This window comes from Paenibacillus sp. DP01 (genome assembly GCF_044784315.1).
GTDB lineage: Bacteria > Bacillota > Bacilli > Paenibacillales > Paenibacillaceae > Paenibacillus > Paenibacillus polymyxa.
The window spans coordinates 4291609-4311059 of the sequence record NZ_CP173059.1; the positions used below are offsets into that span (position 1 = coordinate 4291609).

Sequence of the window (19451 nt, forward strand, 5' to 3'; positions counted from 1 at the left end):
TACCATATCGGTTAACAAGTTGCAGATAGCCTGGTCACGGTATAACTGTAGCCTTACCTGTGATTCAACTAAAAAGAAAGAACAGCCTAGGACGAAAAATGAATTTCGTGGCTGTTCTTTGGTTGGCATGACCTTCAGCGTTCTAATTACTCCGTTTGCGCCGGTACGTAACTTGGAAGTGGACCGTCATGCAATAGCCACAGCTCATGCAGCGCACGGGTACATCCCACATACAACAGCTTGGCATCCCAAGTCCGTTCTCCATAATGATCCTGGTCGGCATCGGCCACAATAACTGCATCAAACTCCAGACCTTTGGACAGATATACAGGCAGTACAGACAAGCCGCCTTCATATTGCTTTTTACCACCATCAATCAAATGGACATCCAACCCCGCACTGGTGAAAACCTCATGCAGCTCTACAGCTTCTTTTAAGGTACGTGTCAGTACGGAAACCGTACGATACTCCTTGGAGGAAAGCTCTTTTAGAGCGGTAAGTAAACTCTGTTCACGCATGGACGAGTCGTAAGACACAGTACGCACCGGATCACCGCTACGAAATACCGGAACCGCTGTAATGCCGCCACGTACTCCCTGCTCCAAAATTGTATTTGCAAATTCTATAATTTCCAAAGTTGATCTATAACTCCGTGTAAGTGCAAAATACCCCGTTTGTTCAGGCACAAATAGTGAACTCATTTCCTCCCATGCATGTACACCACGATATTCATGAATTCCCTGCGATAAATCGCCCAGTATTGTAAAGGAATGCCCTTTTACGAACAAATCCAGGAGAGCGATATGAAAAGGTGAAAAATCCTGCGCTTCATCAATGACCACATGGTCAAAACGTTGAGATGATTCTACCTCATGAATCAGCACGTGAAGATACACCAACGCAGTCAGATCCTCTTCACGGATGATCTGATTTCGCAGGTCTGACTGTGTGGCCTTAAAGATGGGAGCCGGCAAAGAAGCCTTCATTTCCGCAGCGGTCTCTGCAGGTAATCCTTTAGTTGCCTGAAAAAGCTGCTTATAAAGCGTCAGTGCGTCATATTGTGGCCATTTTTTAGCATACGCCTTTTCCCGAGATCCGGCTTTTTTCTTTCCTTCCTTGAGCGCAGCCGCCGAAGGTGACTTTTTCAGTTCCATTTCAATCCAGCGATGGACTCTTGCCAGCACACGCTCCTTCCGCTTCGCGAGCGGATAGGGCTTATATTCCTCATTGAACCAATTCAAAATCTCAGTTCGCGGCAGCACCGCCCCATCCCAAGGTGAAAAGTCGCCCTCAGGCACCGAGATAGGCTCCAGTCGTTCCACAAAATCCTGAAGCAGCTTCATAAAATGAACCGATCCCTTAAATCTACCCGGCGCCTCATCCATAGATTCCGTTCTCAAGCTGCCACTTTCAAACCAATAAGATAACGTTTCGGTAGGATCTGCCAGAGGTAAATCCAGCCCCAGCAAGCCTAACGCCCAGTCTGCAAATGTACTTTGCTGAATATTTCCAACCCCCAGCTCTGGAAGTACATCTGAAATATAATCGAGAAACATGTGGTTTGGTGCGAAAATAACCATTTTGTCCGCCGACACCTGATTCTTGTATTGATACAGCAAAAATGCGAGTCGATGGAGCGCTACGGTCGTCTTGCCACTACCGGCTACCCCTTGAATAACGAGGGCTGTATTTTTAGCCGCGCGGATGATCTGATCCTGCTCCGCTTGAATGGTAGATACGATATCCCGTAAACGGTTATCCTTGTTCTCTCCCAAACGATAAACGAGAAACTCATCAGAAACGGCAGGCTCGTCACTTTCACGATTGTACGTATCAGCTACCCGTTCCAGGATTCTTTTCCGAATGACAACGTTGCGTTTCAGATACACCAAGCCCTCGACAGTTCCCTCAGGAGCTTCGTAGGACGCCGTTTCCTCACCACCTGTAAACGAATAAAACAAACTGGCAATCGGTGCACGCCAATCAATCACCAGCGGATATGCTGACGTTTCTTCACGCTCCACCCCGATCTTACCGATATAAAGTGGCTTGCGCTGACCTCTACCGCGCTCGTCAAAATCCATACGCCCAAAATAAGGCTCCTGCGAGCTTTTGGTCAAAGCCTGGCGTTTTTCCTCCCGTGCAGATTCCAGTACTTGCTCCGTAAAGTCATGCCCGGTGTACACTGGCGTATTGCGAAGCCGTTCCAATCTCCGATCAATTTCCTCCATAGCAAGCGACAGCCTATGCTGTTCTTCTTGATAGGCACTTTGAAACTTATTCTCCATTTCAGTTACCTCCTAAGAATATCAAGTCTCGATTTCTGCATCTCATTCACTTGCTCCGATACAAAAAAAGGAAAGTAAGCGTAACACATTTGAACACAAAAATCCAACCTTATTTCCTAATACGCCCAATCCCCTACTCTTTCACAAAAGTATGAAGCTTTGCGGCACCAGTGGAGCGGGTGATTTGAATCCGAAGAAGCGGAGTGATCGGTGGATCAAATCACACGCGAAGCGACCTTTAATACTCCATACTTCTCTCCCCCATCTCCACAAACTGCTTTTGAGCCAGCTCGCGGTACACCTGATGGGTTTCTAATAACTCGGCATGGGTTCCTGCACCAGTCACATTGCCTTTGTCCAACACGATAATTTGATCGGAGTGGACCACTGTGGACAATCGGTGTGCAATGACAATCGTCGTGCGTCCTTCCATCAAGTTCGCTAAGGCCTTCTGCACCTCATGCTCGGATGAGCTGTCCAGGCTAGAGGTAGCCTCATCCAGCATGAGGATGTCAGGACTGCGAAGAAGCGCACGCGCAATGGCGATCCGTTGTCGCTGCCCGCCGGACAGCTTCATTCCCCGTTCCCCTACCTCCGTATCGTAGCCTTGAGGTAGATCCATAATAAATGTATCCGCATACGCCATCATGGCAGCTCGTCTGACTTCTTCCAAATCAGCTTCGCGCCCCAAGCCATACGTAATATTATCTCTAACCGTTCCGGTCATCATCGAGCTCTCCTGTGATACATAACCAATCTTCGAGCGCCAGGAGGACAGTGTATATGACGATATCGATTCGTCTCCATAACGAATTTCCCCTGTATCTGGCACATAGAAGCGCTCCAACAATGAAAACAAGGTGGATTTCCCACTCCCGCTCGGTCCCACGAATGCTGTCGTTCGGTTAGCCGGAATGACCAGGTTTGCACGATGAAGAACCTCTTCACCTTCGGTATAGGAAAAAGCGACATCACGAAATACAATATCTCTGCTCTCTTTTGCCGCTTCCTGCTTCAATTCAAGTGGTTCCTCTTCATGGTCTAAAATAGTCTGAATTCGTTCAGTGGCACCAACTACCTTTTGCAGACGTGAATATAAGGTCGTGAATTGGGCCATCGGTGTAATCACCTGAAACAGTAGCAAAATAAAAGCCACCAAATCACCCGCGGTTAGTACACCTGATGCGACGCGAACACCACCAACACCCAATATAATAACGAGCACCGCAGTCAGCAAAAAGGTAGAAATGGGACCTACAAGGGCCAATATACGTGACTCCTGCAACCCGAAGCGGAACATACGGTAAATGCGATCCTCCCCGGCCTGTGCCTCTCTGCTTTCCGTTCCGTAGGCCTTCACCAGCCTGATTTCGCCGATAACCTGACTCAGCACTGAGGTCAGATCTGCCATCTCATCCTGCTGTTTTTTGGAGATACGATACATTTTTCTGCCTACCGGAAATAAAATCAGGGCTGTTAGCGGAACAATGGTCAGAATAATGAGCGTCATCACCCAATCCAGATAAAATAACAACGCAATACCACCAATAATCGCAATCACATTAGAGATCAGATTCACGAGATACTCGGTAATTAAGTTCATAATCAGGCTTGTATCATTAGTGACACGACTCATCGTATCTCCTGACCGATTCCGGTCAAAGTATGGAATGGGTAGAGATAAAATTTTATGCCATAAGCGTTTGCGCAAATTAGCCACTATTTTGTGCCCGGCGTAGTTCAACATATAGATCGAAACTGCCGAAGCTACCGCTTGAAGCACAAAAGCGCCAAGCAAACCAATAATGACCATACGGTTCAGTGAAGAAAAGGTTAAGCCATCGATCAACCCTTTGGTCATCATTGGTACGATTAAACCAGCAATCGTCTGAACCAGGGTCAGTATCAGGGCGATGATCAGAATGGCCTTGGGCGGATGCGCACTCGCAATCAGTTTGATAAACCGACCCATACCAGCCTTGTCCGGCCTTTTACCCGGCTTTTCCTTCATCCGATCTTCCTGCTCATCTTGTCGCCCATGTTGTTCTTTTTCCATAAACCATCAACCTCGCTTCCTGTCTGACCATTCTTGTTCAAACAACAACACCCGCGCTCTGCGCGGGTATGAACAGTACAACCTATCTTCGAGTTTACTACACCAGAGAATGAAGCACAAAGTTAGCCACAAACAGTACAGAAATGATATATAATGCGACAGGCACTTCCTTGCCCCGTCCTGCTGCCAGCTTGGCTACGGGATATGCAATAAAACCAAATGCCATACCGTCTACAATACTGTAAGTAAAGGGCATCATCACCATGATCAGAAATGCAGGAAAGGATTCAGTAAAATCACTGAAATCCATCTCTCGCACATTTTGTACCATTAGGCCTCCGATAATGATTAATACAGGTGCAATGGCACTGTCAGGAATATAAGCCAATAGTGGAATAAAGAAAAATGTCGCTCCGAATAAAATTGCAGTTACCAGCGGGGTCATTCCTGAACGTCCGCCTGCCGCAATACCAGCCGTCGACTCCGCAGCGGCTACCGCGGGACTGCTGCCCAGAATACCAGCAAAAATATTGGTCACAGCCAATACACGCAAGCTATTCTTAAAAGAATCCGGTCTTCCAATCATGTTGGTCTGTGCAGTAATCATTCCAACATTCTCAAACAACACAATCAGTAACAGCAAAAAAACAGCGATCCAGAAGGCTACCGAAGCGATACCTGAAAAGGAAAGCTCCCCAAACAATTGCCCATACTGTCGCACCGTTTCAGAGGTTCGTACCGTGCTTGTTGGTTCTACAGCTCCCAGTACGTATGCAAGCCCAGTTCCTGCCAAAATGCTGATAAGCAAACCGCCCTGAACGTTACGCACAAATAATACAATCGCGAGTAGCAACGTTACACAGGCCGTAATCACCTTGGGATCATTGAAATGACCAATAGCCACAAAAGTCGTTTGATGTGCAATTACGATCCCACTTTTTTGCAGACCGATAAAGGTCAAAAACAGACCAATACCTACCGTAATTCCATGCTGCAAATTATGGGGAATCGCCTGACTGATCAGCTTGTACAATGATGTAAACGCCACAACGGCAAATATCACTCCTGTGACGGCAACCACCATCAACGCTTCCTGCCAGCTCAGCTTCATGGAATGTACGAGTGTGTAAGTGAAAAAGGCATTAATCCCCATCCCTGGTACAACGACCATGGGAGACTTTCCGCCAAAAGCCATCAGCAGACAGCCGATCATCGAGGTCAGCAGCGTCCCGAGCATTGCCCCTTGAAGAGGGATCCCGGCATCTGCCAAAATGGTTGCATTAACCATAATAATATATACAACGGAAAAATAAGAAATGGCACCCGCGGCTAATTCCTTTTTCCAATGATGCTCGGGCTTGAAACCGAGACTTCTGGACCATAGCCCATCCTTCATACCAAAACCCTCCAGCAAGTTGTTCAATCTGTTTGCAGTAAGCTGCTTTTTTCAAAACAAAAAGAGCTGTAGCCTACTGTGACACCAAGAAGTGATGCACAGAACTACAGGTCTTAGGTTGAAACATACTACTGTAAATCTAACGAATGTACTGTCATGCTACATTTCAAGCTTATACACCAGCGTGCTCTAACAGGTCCTTGACAGCTACGCTGACCATAATCAATCCTGCTACCGGAGGTACAAAAGCATTGCTTGCAGGTGGTTGCTTCGCTTTCCGGATTTCAGGTGCGTTGGCAGGTACAATTTTTTTGGTAATTTCTTCACGCGGCTTCATTGGCTCCTCATCAGAGAATACAACCTTGACGCCTTTGGTAATACCTTCTTTGCGCAGCTTTGTGCGGATGACACGGGCAATCGGGTCCATTCTTGTCTTGGAAATATCGGCAACTTGAAAACGGCTTGGGTCCATTTTATTCGCAGCACCCATACTGGAGATCATCGGAATTCCCCGTTTCAAGCATTCTTTAATCAAATGAACTTTGTAAATAATCGTATCCGAAGCATCCAGCACATAATCCAGATCATACTTGAATAGCTCCTCATATGTTTCTTCCGTATAAAACATGTTCAGTGCAATTGCCTCACATTCAGGATTAATCAGCTTCACACGTTCTACCATCAGATCAGCCTTTTTTTGACCTACTGTTGTCGTCAGCGCATGAATTTGGCGATTAATATTGGTAATATCTACGACATCCTTATCAATCAAAATAATGCGTCCAACACCCGTCCGCGCCAGCGCTTCCACTGCAATCGAACCGACACCGCCGATACCCAATACAGCTACCGTGCTATTTTTCATAACCTCCAGACCTTCCGTCCCGATGGCCAGTTCCGTGCGTGAAAATTGATGCAGCATATGGTAATCCTCCCTCACTGGTCTAAACTCTATGCTTGAACTCCAGCATACAAACCACGAACCCATTATCCATAAAAGGGTAACGGGTTCAAGGCATTTTATAATCTATTTACATGCCAACAGATGGCAACTTGCACTTGCAAAATCCAACGCTTGTTTTAAGCTTTAGGTGCAACAGGCTTCGGAGCAAGACGAATATGAAGCTGATCCAATTGAGCTTGATCCACTTCGGCTGGTGCATCCATAAGCAGGTCTGTCGCGCTGGCCGTTTTCGGGAATGCAATGGTTTCACGCAGATTTGTACGACCTGCAAGCAACATAACAAGACGGTCAAAACCGAAGGCAATACCACCATGTGGAGGCGTACCGTATTCAAATGCATCCAGCAGGTAACCGAATTTATCCTTCACTTCTTCAGGCGGCAGATTGAGCGCTTTGAACATTTTCTCCTGAACTTCACGTTTGAAAATACGCATCGAGCCGCCACCCACTTCGTAGCCATTCAGCACGATGTCGTAGGCCTGAGCACGAACTTGACCTGGATCTGTGTCCATGAGGGCCAGATCTTCTTCCTTCGGACGAGTGAACGGATGGTGCTCCGCTACATAACGTTTTTGTTCTTCGTCATAGCCCAAAAGCGGGAAGTCTACGACCCAGGCAAATTTGAATTTGTTATCGTCGATAAGCCCCAAATGACGGCCAATTTTCAGACGAAGCGCGCCCAAAACATCAGCAACTACTTTTTTATTATCCGCAGAGAACAGCAACAGGTCGCCTTCTTCGGCTCCCGTACGCTCTTTCAAGGCTTCGATTTCTTCCGGTGTGAAGAATTTAACGATAGGCCCCTTGAATTCGCCTTCTTTCACTTGAATCCAAGCCAAGCCCTTTGCTCCATAACGTGCTGCAAAAGGACCCAGGTCATCAATATCCTTACGGCTCCACGTGCCACATCCTTTGGCATTAAGGACTTTAACTTCGCCACCCTTTTCAATTACGGAAGCAAATACTTTTACACCACTGGTTGCCACGATATCATTGACATTTATCAACTCAAGACCAAAACGCAGGTCAGGCTTGTCAGAGCCATACTTGTCCATTGCCTCTGCATGTGTAATCCGTTGGAACGGGGTTTCCAGTTCTACCCCAACTGTTTCTTTGAACAATTTCACCATAAGACGCTCCATCATAGGCAGCAAGTCATCCTGTTGCATGAAGGAAGTCTCAATGTCGATCTGCGTAAATTCAGGCTGGCGGTCAGCACGCAAATCTTCATCACGGAAACAACGTGCCACTTGGTAGTAGCGCTCCAGGCCGCCTACCATCAGCAATTGCTTGTACAATTGTGGCGATTGCGGCAAGGCAAAAAATTCGCCTTCATGCACTCGGCTAGGCACCAGATAGTCACGTGCACCCTCTGGGGAGCTTTTCGTTAAAATTGGTGTTTCTACCTCAATGAAATCTTCACCGTCCAGGAAGTCGCGGAATACTTTTGCTGCTTTGGAACGCAGTTTCAACGTCTGATGCATTTCCGGACGACGCAGGTCCAGATAACGGTATTTCAAACGCAGCGACTCGTCTACTTCTACGCCGTCTTCAATGAAGAACGGAGGTGTTTTGGATGCATTCAATACTTCGATTTCAGTGACACGCACTTCAATTTCACCTGTAGGCAGGTTCGTATTGATCGTTTCTGCATCACGTTTGACAACAGTACCAGTAACCTCAAGCACATATTCACTGCGAACACGATCCGCAATTTGCAGTGCTTCACCGGAATAGGCCGGATTAAACACGATTTGTACAATTCCGCTACGGTCACGCAAATCTATAAAAAGTACGCCCCCTAAGTCACGACGGGTCTGTACCCAACCGTTCAATGTAACTGTTTCTCCGATATGCGCATGAGTCAATGCGCCGCATTGATGACTCCTTTTCATAATACACACTCCTGTTAGGTTTAGTAGTTAATGCTATATGACAGCCAGAGGGAAGCTCCCCCTGACTGATGTTACATCATGTTGTTTAGCCTAATTCTTCCACCAGCTGATCCAGCTTAACGGTACGTTGCTCACCGGTTTCCATGTTTTTCAGTGCAATTTCACCTTTAACCAGCTCATCATCACCCAGAATCGCCGTATATCTTGCTTTAAAGCGATCTGCCGATTTCATCTGAGCCTTCATTTTACGCCCCAGATAATCTCGCTCTGCGGAAAATCCAGCTTGACGCAGCTTGAACAGTTGTTTGGTCACTTCCGTTTCTGCCGCCTCACCCAAAGCCACCATATAGATATCCAGCGGCTTGGCTTCGTTCAATTTGACACCCTGATGCTCCAAAATCAGCTGAATTCGCTCAAGCCCAATGCCAAAACCAATCCCTGGCTGATCCGGTCCGCCCAGATCTCCAACCAATCCGTTGTAGCGACCGCCTCCACCAATCGTGTCAATAGCACCAATGCCTTCGGCTTTGAACTCGAATGCTGTCAGCGTATAATAATCCAGCCCTCGTACCAAACGCGGGTTCACTGTATATTCCACGCCCATCGCATCCAAATTTTGCTTCACTTTCTCAAAGTGCGTGCTGGATTCCTCGTCCAAACTATCCAAAATCGAAGGTGCTCCGCCAAATTTGTCCTGATCATCTTTGCTATCCAGCACACGCAGCGGATTACGCTCGATGCGCGCTTGGCTCTCCTTGGTCAACGTATCCTTAATGGGCATCAGGAAGTCCACCAAATGCTGCCGATAAGCAGCACGACTGGCAGCATTACCAACAGAGTTGATTTCTACCTGTACCCCTTTCAGGCCCAGCTCACGACAGAACTGATACCCGAAAGCAATAACTTCTGCATCCAGCGCCGGGTCCATCGCCCCGAATGCTTCAATGCCAAATTGGTGAAACTGGCGCTGACGCCCAGCTTGTGGACGCTCATACCGGAACATTGGGCCGATATAGTACAGCTTAGTTACATCCGGTTCACCATACAGTTTGTTCTCCACATAAGAGCGGACAACCCCTGCCGTTCCTTCCGGACGCAGCGTCATGCTCCGTTTGCCTTTATCCTCAAAAGTGTACATTTCCTTTTCCACCACATCGGTCGTTTCACCCACGCCCCGAACGAACAAATTCGTTTGTTCGAACATTGGTGTACGAATCTCTCGGTAATTAAAGCGGCGGCTAATCTCACGAGCTTTTTCCTCGACCACTTGCCATTTTTCTACACTGCCTGGCAGCAAGTCCTGTGTTCCCGTCGGTTTTTGAAAGGCCATTTACGTATCCCCCCGTCATTGTATTTCTTATAAAAACAAAAAATCCCTCGCCCTGTTATCATTAACAGGGACGAGGGATTGTCGTTTACAAATCACCCGTGGTACCACCCACATTCCGGAGTTTACCCAGACCACTAGCATATAAATGACTCAGTGTCCGTCAGCATTACACTGACTCCGCTCATACGTATAACGCCCGTAACGCGCAGTACGGCTATTATGCAGGATGGTCCGCTGTTTGGCATATGCCATGCATGACTCAGCAGAGATTCCTCATTGTTCGCCGCCTGTTCTCGGGGAGGTCATTCGTCCGCTCATCAAGGGAATTTTTACAGCCTGGAAATTCCTCTCTGCGCTTGTGGGTTCGGAGTACTTGGTCCCGTCATCAAATCATTTTTCATTATTTTATGATTTTAATGAACTGCTTCGACAAAGTCAAGACATTCCCCCTAGAATCAGACAAATAAGTCTTATAAAAAGAAAATAACCTGCGGAAACGGTCCGCAGGTTTAAAAAGATATATCAAAAGGGGGTCATGCTGTTATTATAAACAACGAATATTAAGGAATGATGTTTCGAATATTACAATTGTATTACAGCCACTCTAGTGTGACTAATTTCCTCGTATATCGACATTTTTGTGACATTCGCTCCCTTTTTAATCCAGCTGCGCCACATATGCACGATTGGAACGAAGCTTATAAATGATCTCATCATAATCGGCATCATTCACCTTGGCGGACAATACATACCGTAATTCATCATGATCACCGTTAATATACACATCAGTCGCACGGAGCAAACCTCCGTCATGACTCGTTGTTCCGCTCCTGTCCTCATTCAGATCCCTTTGGGCTGCACTAGAATTAATCTCGTCATTCTTCGCATCGGGTAGAATATTCTCGCCATAAGTCCCTGCGGCTGGAATCGCCGCACCCGCAGAACCTCCTGTGCTCACAGAGCCAGTATTGTTATAAGGGACCAACGGAATTAAAACCCTCGTCTCCCGACCGAGCGTCTCATCCAGAGCACCTACTTCCAAATGTTCAGTTCTATAAGCCTGAAGCGAAGCTCTGGCGCCCTCAGCTTCATCTTCTGTGCGAAAATAAGCCTGAATCTGTTTAGCCATATCAAATCCTCCTCGTTTGGGAATTGTACTGGCATAAATCTAGGAAGCATTCACGGTTAAATTACAATGCCTTTAACAACTCACGCACAAAAGCGGGCTCATCCTTAGGAGTCCGAGACGTAATAAAGTTACCGTCCACCACCACCTCTTGATCCTCAAAATGAGCACCCGCATTAATCAAGTCATCTTTCAATGGAGGGTAAGCTGTAATCGTCCGGCCTTGTAACAAATCGGCACTCGCCAAAATTTGCGGCCCGTGACAGATAGCTCCGATCGTTTTTTTGGACTCATTTATTTCAGTTACAAACTTCAGAACATTGGCATCCAAACGCAGATTTTCCGGTGATGATCCACCAGGAATAACCACTGCATCATAGTCACTTGATTTCACATCTGCAATGGCTTTTTCAATAGTGTAGCTAACTTTGCCTTGCTTACCGTTCACTTTTTCACCTTGTTTTAATCCAATAATATCTGCCTCATGTCCAGCCTTTTTCAGTTCATCATAAGGGACCTTCATTTCGGAATCCTCAAATTGGTCAGCCAACAAAAATGCAATTTTACTCATTATCGTTCAGATCTCCTTTCCGGTTATCCTTAAAGCGAGCTTAAAGTTAGGTTTGTTTGTTTACCACGCTTTGTTATTACCCGCTTGATCTGTGTTTATAACAATTCCAAGCAGTGAAAAAGAAAAAGGAGCCCGTTGGCTCCTCCATGATGTACTGCTACATAATTATTTTCGATCTCTTTATAACCGCTTGAGACAATACGTCGTTAATGCTGCATTTACAAATGACTTACCTACGCGGTAGGGCACCGCGTCCTGGCTTGTCCATAGCTGTAGCAACATGCTGTAATAACGCATCAGCATTACGAGTAAGGTTGATTGCCTCCCGCATACTACCAGGATAAAGTAGCACCGCGCTTTGATATCCGTCCATTTTTGGGGTCTGACGCATAGCTTCGTCTCTCCTGTCACCCTTAAGGCTTTCCAGATGGCTGCTTACCAACCGGGATGACATTATGGTTCCTCTAAACGGCTATTTTATTCTCTTCTACTCATGTTCTCAGATCATACCAAGAATGGATACCTACGAACGTTCGCTATCCAAAATCAACGTCACTGGACCCCAGTTGGTCAAGGAAACATCCATCATAGCTCCAAAAATCCCCGTCTCGACCTCCAGGCCCTTGGCTCGAAGCTGGCTGTTAAAGAAATCATACAGCTTCTCCGCTTCCTCAGGTTTGGCTGCTCCCATAAAGTTGGGCCTTCTCCCTTTACGGCAGTCACCATACAACGTAAATTGCGAGACAGACAAAATGGCCCCACCGACATCCAGAACGCTGTCGTTCATTTTGCCTTCAGCATCTTCAAATATACGCAATCCCGCTGTTTTATCCGCCAAATAAACGGCATCGGCTGCCGTATCTCCCTGACCAATACCAACCAGCAGCATTAATCCAGTTCCGATTTTACCGACCACCTTTTGATTCACCGTTACCTGAGCGTCTTTACAGCGCTGAATAATGATCTTCATTGCCTATCCGCTGCTCCTTTACTCTTCTCCTTACAAGGTGCTTACAGTCGTACCACGGCTCTTTCAGCCACCTATGAGTCTTTGTACCCAAGATGTATTACATAGGCTATATAAACCTGCGTGTATGCTTAACAAGTTTATTGCATAATCCGATGCACGGTGTATACATCCTTCACCCGTTTGATCCGTTCGACAACAGAATGCAAATGATCCGTGTTACGAATAAGAATTGTAATGTGAATCATTGCCATTTTATTTTTATCTGTACGTCCTGTCACGGCCGAGAAGCTAGTTTTATTCTCAGAAATGGCCTGGAGCACCTCGTTCAATAAACCATTGCGGTCATGCCCTGTAATCTCAATATCGACACTATAATTGACCTCGGCTGCTTCTTCCCACTCCACTTCAATCACACGCGCCTGATCTTCGCCCACACCCGAAGGAATATTCGGGCAATCGGTACGGTGAACAGATACGCCGCGCCCGCGTGTTACGTAGCCGATGATGTCATCACCCGGTACGGGATTACAACATCGTGCAAAGCGAACGAGCAAATTGTCGACGCCTCTGACGCTGACACCGTTGGTCGGTGTTTTTTTCCGATCACCCTGGGGTTTGTACTCCTTAACCTCGGTCGTCAGCTCAATTAGACGTGCCTCTTCTTGTTCCTTGCGCAGCTTCTCTGTCAAACGTGTACAAACCTGCGCTGCGGTTATACCGCCAAAGCCAATCGCAGACAGCATATCTTCAGAATCATTAAAAGAGAACTTTTGTGCCACATCCTGAAGTTTGTCCTCGCTCATCCACACGGATGGCTCAATATCACGCTTCCTTAGCTCACGTTCCAGACTTTCGCGGCCTTTTTCTACATTTTCCTCACGCTTTTCTTTCTTGAACCATTGCTTGATTTTACTGCGCGCGTGAGAGGACTGAGCAATTTTAAGCCAGTCCTGACTAGGTCCATAGGAGTGCTTGGACGTCATAATTTCCACGATATCGCCAGTTTTCAGACGATAATCCAAAGGAACAATTCTTCCATTTACCTTAGAGCCAATCGTTCGATTTCCAACTTCTGTATGGATACGGAAAGCAAAGTCCAGCGGAACCGATCCAGCCGGTAACTCAATGACTTCTCCCTTAGGAGTAAAGACAAACACAAGGTCTGAGAAAAAGTCCATTTTGAGTGATTCCACAAATTCCGAAGCATCCTTCGCCTCGTTTTGCAGCTCCAGAATTTCTCGGAAAAAGGTGATTTTATCCTCAAAGTTTGTGTTATTTGCCCCGTTGTTTTCTTTATAGGCCCAGTGGGCCGCAATCCCGAATTCAGCAGTGCGATGCATATCCACTGTGCGAATTTGTACTTCTGTAGGCTCTCCGTTGGGACCTACTACGGTCGTATGGAGGGACTGATACATATTAGCCTTAGGCATGGCAATATAATCCTTAAACCGCCCCGGCATCGGTTTCCACAACGTATGGATAATCCCCAATGTGGCATAACAGTCTTTAATGTTATCCACAATAATTCGAATCGCAAGCAAATCGTATATTTCATTGAATTGCTTGTTTTTTGTCGTCATCTTTTTAAACACACTGTAAATATGTTTAGGGCGTCCAGACAAATCAGCCTGAATCCCCATCTCTTCCAGCTTCTCTCTGATACGCTGTATGACATTATCAATAAATTGCTCGCGCTCTGCCCGCTTCTTATGCATCAAATTAGCGATGCGATAATACTGCTGAGGATTCAGATAGCGCAAAGCAATGTCTTCCATTTCCCATTTAATCGCTGAAATACCCAATCGGTTTGCAACCGGACAGAAAATTTCCAACGTTTCATAAGCGATTCGACGCTGGCTTTCTTCCGATTGATATTTCAGGGTACGCATGTTGTGCAGACGATCTGCCAACTTAATGACGATGACACGAATGTCCTGCGCCATGGCAATAAACATTTTTCGATAATTTTCGTTCTGCTGTTCTTCCTTGGATCGGAACTGGATACGCTCCAGCTTCGTCAAACCATCAACAAGCATCGCACATGTATCGCCAAAATGCTCGCGAATCTGCGCCAAAGACACCGTCGTATCCTCCACAACGTCATGTAAAAGAGCGGCGATAATGGAGATGGTATCCATCTGCATATTAACGACGATATCAGCAACCGCAAGCGGATGCAGAATATAAGGTTCACCGGACTTACGAGTCTGGCCGGAATGGGCCTGCTCGGCAAAATCATAGGCGTCCCTGATGCGGATAAGATCTGCTTCTCTGGTATAGGCCCCGGCCTTTTTAAGTAATTGCTCTATCCCCATTCTGCTCTATTCCGTGTCCTTTCTATGCAAAATGGAACCCGCCGATCAATGTCGCGCAAAGGTTCCCTTTTAAAAGTGATTTCCTACAATTATGACGCTTAGCACGCCACACGTCAACTATTACAGGTTTGGCACTGTCGCATTATTTTGTCACACATGGTTAAGTAAAATCAGGATTGTTGACGAAATGAAACGAATTATATTGAAAAAATTACGAAAAGTAATTAATGTATATAAGAATAATTGAAAGAACTAAGGAGTGAACTGCGTTGCAACGCGAAATTCAAGTTAATGAAAAGCTTCCAGCAGGACCTGGGATCCTGCTCAGCGTACAGCATTTGTTTGCCATGTTTGGCAGCACCGTGCTGGTGCCCAATATTTTTGGCGTCGATCCCGGCATGATTTTGCTCATGAACGGTATCGGAACATTGTTGTACATATGGATCTGCCGTGGCAAAATCCCTGCCTATCTCGGCTCCAGCTTCGCTTTTATCGCTCCTGTCAGTCTTGTGCTTAAAAGTAACCCTGGCAGCAATGGCTATGCAATGGCCCTGGGTGCTTTCATCGTTACAGGTATTATTTTCTGTCTCGTTGCACTGGTAATCAAATACGCCGGGACACGTTGGCTAGACATCGTTTTTCCACCGGCTGTCATGGGATCAATCGTAGCCTTGATTGGTCTGGAACTGGTTCCGGTTGCTGCAGGCATGGCAGGCATTATTAATGCCGATCCTACTAAAGCCTGGACGCCAGATCCCAAAACGATCACCCTTTCCCTCGTTACGCTCGGTGTTACTGTTCTGGGTGCGGTGTTGTTTCGCGGATTTGCCAAAATCATTCATATTCTAATCGGTATCGTGGTGGGCTATGTGCTTGCTTATTTCATGGGTATGGTCAATACGCAGGCTATTGCGGACGCTCCTTTGTTCGCTCATCCCGCAATTACCACTCCAACCTTTAATGCTTCGGCTATGCTGACGATTCTTCCGGTTGCTCTGGTCGTCATCGTAGAGCATATTGGTCACTTGCTAGTGACGAGCAACATCGTCGGACGTGAGTTGTCCAAAGATCCTGGTCTCCACCGCTCTTTGCTGGGTAACGGGATTTCTACCATCATTTCCGGTTTTGTTGGTTCTACACCTAATACGACTTATGGTGAAAATATCGGTGTTATGGCATTAACTAAAGTGTACTCTGTATGGGTTATTGGCGGAGCGGCCGTTATTGCCATCCTGTTGTCCTTCTCGGGTACGTTCTCAGCGATTGTTTCTAATATTCCATCTCCAGTTATGGGTGGCGTATCCTTGCTATTATTCGGTGTGATCGCTGCCTCTGGTCTTAGAATCTTCGTCGAGCAAAAAGTTGATTTCGCCAAGCCAACTAACATGCTGCTCGCTACCATCGTGCTTGTGGTCGGAATCAGCGGTACTACGCTCACTTGGGGTGCGGTCACCTTGAAAGGTATGGCCCTGGCGACAATCATCGGTATTATTCTGAGTTTGTTCTTCAAGCTGGTTGATGTGCTCGGCTGGTCGAATGATAAAACGCAGGAACCTTTAACTGAAAAAACACCAGATTAATATCTACTTTTCAATTTTAAAACGCCGCTCCATGTTAGTTATGGATGAACACGCTCAGGCTGTATAGACAAGCGTGTAAGTATCCTTCTTACCTGGAACGGCGTCTTTTTATGCACGGCTTTTTTATTTATTTTTAAAATAAGATATCACACACGAAAACGGGATACAACCTGATTAAGCGTATCAGAAACACCTGTAAGTGACTTGGCGGAACTGTCCAGACCTTCCAGATCCTTTAACTGCCGTTCGGATCGTTCCGAGGCTTGCCCTGCACGTTCAGCTGAAGCTTTCGCAATATCTGCAAGATAACCAATAGATGCAGCAACTTCTTCTGAGCCTGCCGACATTTCTTCAGAGGCAGATGAGACCTCCTGCACTTCTATCGCCACCTGCTGAATATCTTGATTCATCGCTATAAAACGTTCTTCCACCTCACGTAAAATAGATACGCCTTCATCCATCTCCAGAGCCCCCTGCTGCATTCCTTCCAAAGCGAATTTGGTTTCTTCCTGCATGGCTCGAATTCGATTTGTAATTTGCTCCGCAGACTCGCTTACGTTTACGGCCAGCTTTCCGATTTCTGAAGCCACTACAGCGAACCCTCGGCCATGCTCCCCAGCACGAGCGGCTTCAATGGAAGCATTCAGCGACAGCAACTTGGTCTGCCCACTAATATCCTGAATCATTCCAATAATGCTGCCAATTTGAGCGGACCGCTCATTTAACGAGCTTACTACCCTGCCTGCCTCATCCATAGACATTTTCGCTTTATGCATTCCTTGGCTGACCACGTTTAACCGTTCATTTCCTTGTTGGGCCTTTTGTTCAATTTCAGTGGTAGTCTCGGATACATGCTGTATAGATTCAGCAATACGCTGTATGCCAACAGCCATTTCTTCCATCGCAGTCGCACTTTCTGCTGCTGCGGTCAACTGAAGCTCTGCCCCTTCCTTTACCTGCGCCAGTTCTCCTACATTATGGTGCGCATCTTTAGTCGCTCCGGAAATCTCCTGAGATATTTTTAAAGATACACCTGAGATCACACCTGACTCTTCGCTCAAGCGTGACGCCATTCCTCTGGTTGCAACAATCACTTTATTGATCCCATCAGCCATTTGGCCAAACTCATCTTTACGATGATGTGGTAATTCAACGGTATAATCACCAAGTGCCATACGATTGGTCATCTGCCTAATTTTTTTAATTTCTTTGATCATGCCTGAATTGTTAATCAATACCGCTCCCATAATTAGTAAAATACCTATAACACTAACAATCAGCAGAAGTTTAAGCATTTCATTCGCAGAGCGATTCAAATCCGATTCTGGCAGTAATACACCAATTTTCCATCCGGTTTGTGGGAGTGTTTCGTACATTATCCGGTAGTCCTCATTATCAATGTGTATGGATAGTTGTCCAGACATACCACTTTGAATAGATTGTGCTGCTTCCGCATTCATCGTGTTTTTTAACGGCTCGCCTGCTTTTAAGGACTGAAGACCGGATGACAGAATGGCTCCATTCTTATCCACTAAGATCGCACTACCTTGAGTACCAAACTTCATTTTTTCAATATACGTCTGGATACTCGTCATGTTTAGGTCGCCTGTAATGACACCTAATAGTTTCCCCTCCCTGTCGTAAAATGCTTTCCCTTCCGTAATCATATTGATGTTCAGCTTGCTATCGTAAAAAGGCTCTGTGAAATTTATGTCTTTACCACGTTCCACGGCTTCTGTATACCAAGGCTGCGTTAAATAGTCATATTGCGGATCGTCATATTCAGTCGATTGCTTGACTAGCTCGCCATCTCTATGCACATATATTGAACGGTATGTCACTCCTGGGTCATACGCATCTTTAGCAAAATAAATCCCTAACCCGTAAGTCATATCATTTAATGTCAGCTCTTGTTCAAAGAATCGTCCATAGCCCTCAATGTTCATTTCTGTTCCCAGTTGTTCCGCACTCTTAGTCAGCATCGAAACAAGTAAAGCATGACGATCTATGTTAGCTGCTATATCTGCTTTAACCCTCGACAAGGAATGAGCAGCATTTTGGCTTATTTCCGTATCCAGCTTCTGCTTGGCAAAAAAATAAGACAAAAAACTGATTAAAATCAGCGTTATAAGTACTAGCGGAACCAAGGTAGAAAATGTCCGTGCTTGTAAACTCTTAAATTGAAATATACCCAATATATATCCACCTCTTGTTTCTTTTTACTCTTTTATCGACATTTATTTTATTTTTTTATAAGTATTTTCCAATAAAACCCGTGGTAATTTGTTACAATAAAAAATCCAATTTAATTACAATCAAAAAATAGTCCGATGGAGCAACTCTTTAGATAAAGAGATGTTCCAACGGACTATTTAGGTAATCCATGTATAAATATTTCCCGGGAAACCCCGGTTTCTAAACACTTAGTACTTAATTAGGGTGAATACATCTACGTCAGGCAGCTTCGCCCGTCCGTTGAGGTCAGACAGCTCGATAAGAAAGGCAGCCCCTGCCACATTGCCACCAAGTTGGCGTACCAAGTTAACGGACGTAGCGATGGTTCCGCCTGTAGCAAGCAGATCATCAGCAATCAGAACATTTTGCCCCGGCTCAATCGCATCCTTATGCATAGCTAGAGTATCCTTACCATATTCCAAACCGTATGCTTCCTCAATGGTTTCTCCAGGCAGCTTGCCACTCTTACGGATGGGAATAAAACCAACACCAAGCGCATAAGCCAGAGGTGCACCAACAACGAATCCACGTGCTTCCGGACCTGCAATCAAATCAATTTTTAAATCAGATACCAGTTCCTTCATATCGTTGATCGCCTTGCGATACAGTTCACCATTTTTCATTAGGGTCGTAATGTCCTTAAAACTAATCCCTGGTTGTGGAAAATCGGAAATTACCCGAATATATTCTTTGTAGTCCAACTTAGTTCCTCCTACTGTAAACTT

At 45.9% G+C, this 19451-nt stretch carries 14 protein-coding genes; 1 reads left to right on the plus strand and 13 read right to left on the minus strand.

Translation table 11 applies throughout. From position 1 onward, the window contains the following. Window positions 1-146: 146 nt before the first annotated feature. From ACH59B_RS18765 to ACH59B_RS18815, 11 genes are all read right to left on the minus strand, one after another. Window positions 147-2288 carry a UvrD-helicase domain-containing protein gene (locus ACH59B_RS18765; RefSeq protein ID WP_017426716.1) on the minus strand — a complete coding sequence of 714 codons (2142 nt, stop codon included), beginning with the start codon at window positions 2286-2288 and terminating at the stop codon, window positions 147-149. A 238-nt stretch (window positions 2289-2526) separates the two neighbouring features. Further along, window positions 2527-4344, minus strand: coding sequence for an ABC transporter ATP-binding protein (locus tag ACH59B_RS18770; RefSeq protein WP_031462067.1), 1818 nt, complete (start codon window positions 4342-4344; stop codon window positions 2527-2529). A 97-nt stretch (window positions 4345-4441) separates the two neighbouring features. Continuing rightward, the gene (locus tag ACH59B_RS18775; protein ID WP_017426714.1) at window positions 4442-5740 is read right to left on the minus strand and encodes an NCS2 family permease; all 1299 of its coding nucleotides are present in this window, start codon (window positions 5738-5740) and stop codon (window positions 4442-4444) included. A 172-nt stretch (window positions 5741-5912) separates the two neighbouring features. Next, window positions 5913-6662 (minus strand): ThiF family adenylyltransferase, encoded by a 750-nt coding sequence (locus ACH59B_RS18780; protein ID WP_016819123.1) that lies wholly within the window; start codon window positions 6660-6662, stop codon window positions 5913-5915. A gap of 158 nt (window positions 6663-6820) precedes the next feature. Beyond that, the gene (aspS, locus tag ACH59B_RS18785; RefSeq protein WP_031462068.1) at window positions 6821-8599 is read right to left on the minus strand and encodes an aspartate--tRNA ligase; all 1779 of its coding nucleotides are present in this window, start codon (window positions 8597-8599) and stop codon (window positions 6821-6823) included. Window positions 8600-8684: 85 nt separating this feature from the next. Next, the gene (gene hisS / locus ACH59B_RS18790; RefSeq protein ID WP_013372628.1) at window positions 8685-9929 is read right to left on the minus strand and encodes a histidine--tRNA ligase; all 1245 of its coding nucleotides are present in this window, start codon (window positions 9927-9929) and stop codon (window positions 8685-8687) included. 658 nt (window positions 9930-10587) lie between these two features. Continuing rightward, entirely contained in the window at window positions 10588-11058 is a 471-nt protein-coding gene (locus tag ACH59B_RS18795; protein ID WP_031462069.1) for a hypothetical protein, read from the minus strand. A 61-nt stretch (window positions 11059-11119) separates the two neighbouring features. Then, window positions 11120-11626, minus strand: a complete 507-nt coding sequence (locus tag ACH59B_RS18800; RefSeq protein ID WP_031462070.1) for a type 1 glutamine amidotransferase domain-containing protein — start codon at window positions 11624-11626, stop codon at window positions 11120-11122. Between the two features lie 229 nt (window positions 11627-11855). Further along, window positions 11856-12080 (minus strand): hypothetical protein, encoded by a 225-nt coding sequence (locus ACH59B_RS18805; RefSeq protein ID WP_145958755.1) that lies wholly within the window; start codon window positions 12078-12080, stop codon window positions 11856-11858. 69 nt (window positions 12081-12149) lie between these two features. Beyond that, a complete protein-coding gene (gene dtd, locus ACH59B_RS18810; protein ID WP_013372633.1) occupies window positions 12150-12596 on the minus strand; it encodes a D-aminoacyl-tRNA deacylase in 447 nt (148 codons plus the stop codon). A 137-nt stretch (window positions 12597-12733) separates the two neighbouring features. Beyond that, a complete protein-coding gene (locus ACH59B_RS18815) occupies window positions 12734-14911 on the minus strand; it encodes a bifunctional (p)ppGpp synthetase/guanosine-3',5'-bis(diphosphate) 3'-pyrophosphohydrolase (RefSeq protein ID WP_016819128.1) in 2178 nt (725 codons plus the stop codon). Window positions 14912-15180: 269 nt separating this feature from the next. Between ACH59B_RS18815 and uraA the strand changes: the two genes are divergently transcribed. After that, entirely contained in the window at window positions 15181-16491 is a 1311-nt protein-coding gene (uraA, locus tag ACH59B_RS18820) for a uracil permease (protein WP_016819129.1), read from the plus strand. A gap of 146 nt (window positions 16492-16637) precedes the next feature. On the opposite strand, the gene ACH59B_RS18825 is transcribed toward uraA, so the two are convergent. Next, entirely contained in the window at window positions 16638-18686 is a 2049-nt protein-coding gene (locus ACH59B_RS18825; RefSeq protein ID WP_404302377.1) for a methyl-accepting chemotaxis protein, read from the minus strand. A 228-nt stretch (window positions 18687-18914) separates the two neighbouring features. Further along, a complete protein-coding gene (locus ACH59B_RS18830) occupies window positions 18915-19427 on the minus strand; it encodes an adenine phosphoribosyltransferase (protein ID WP_013372637.1) in 513 nt (170 codons plus the stop codon). Window positions 19428-19451: the final 24 nt, after the last annotated feature.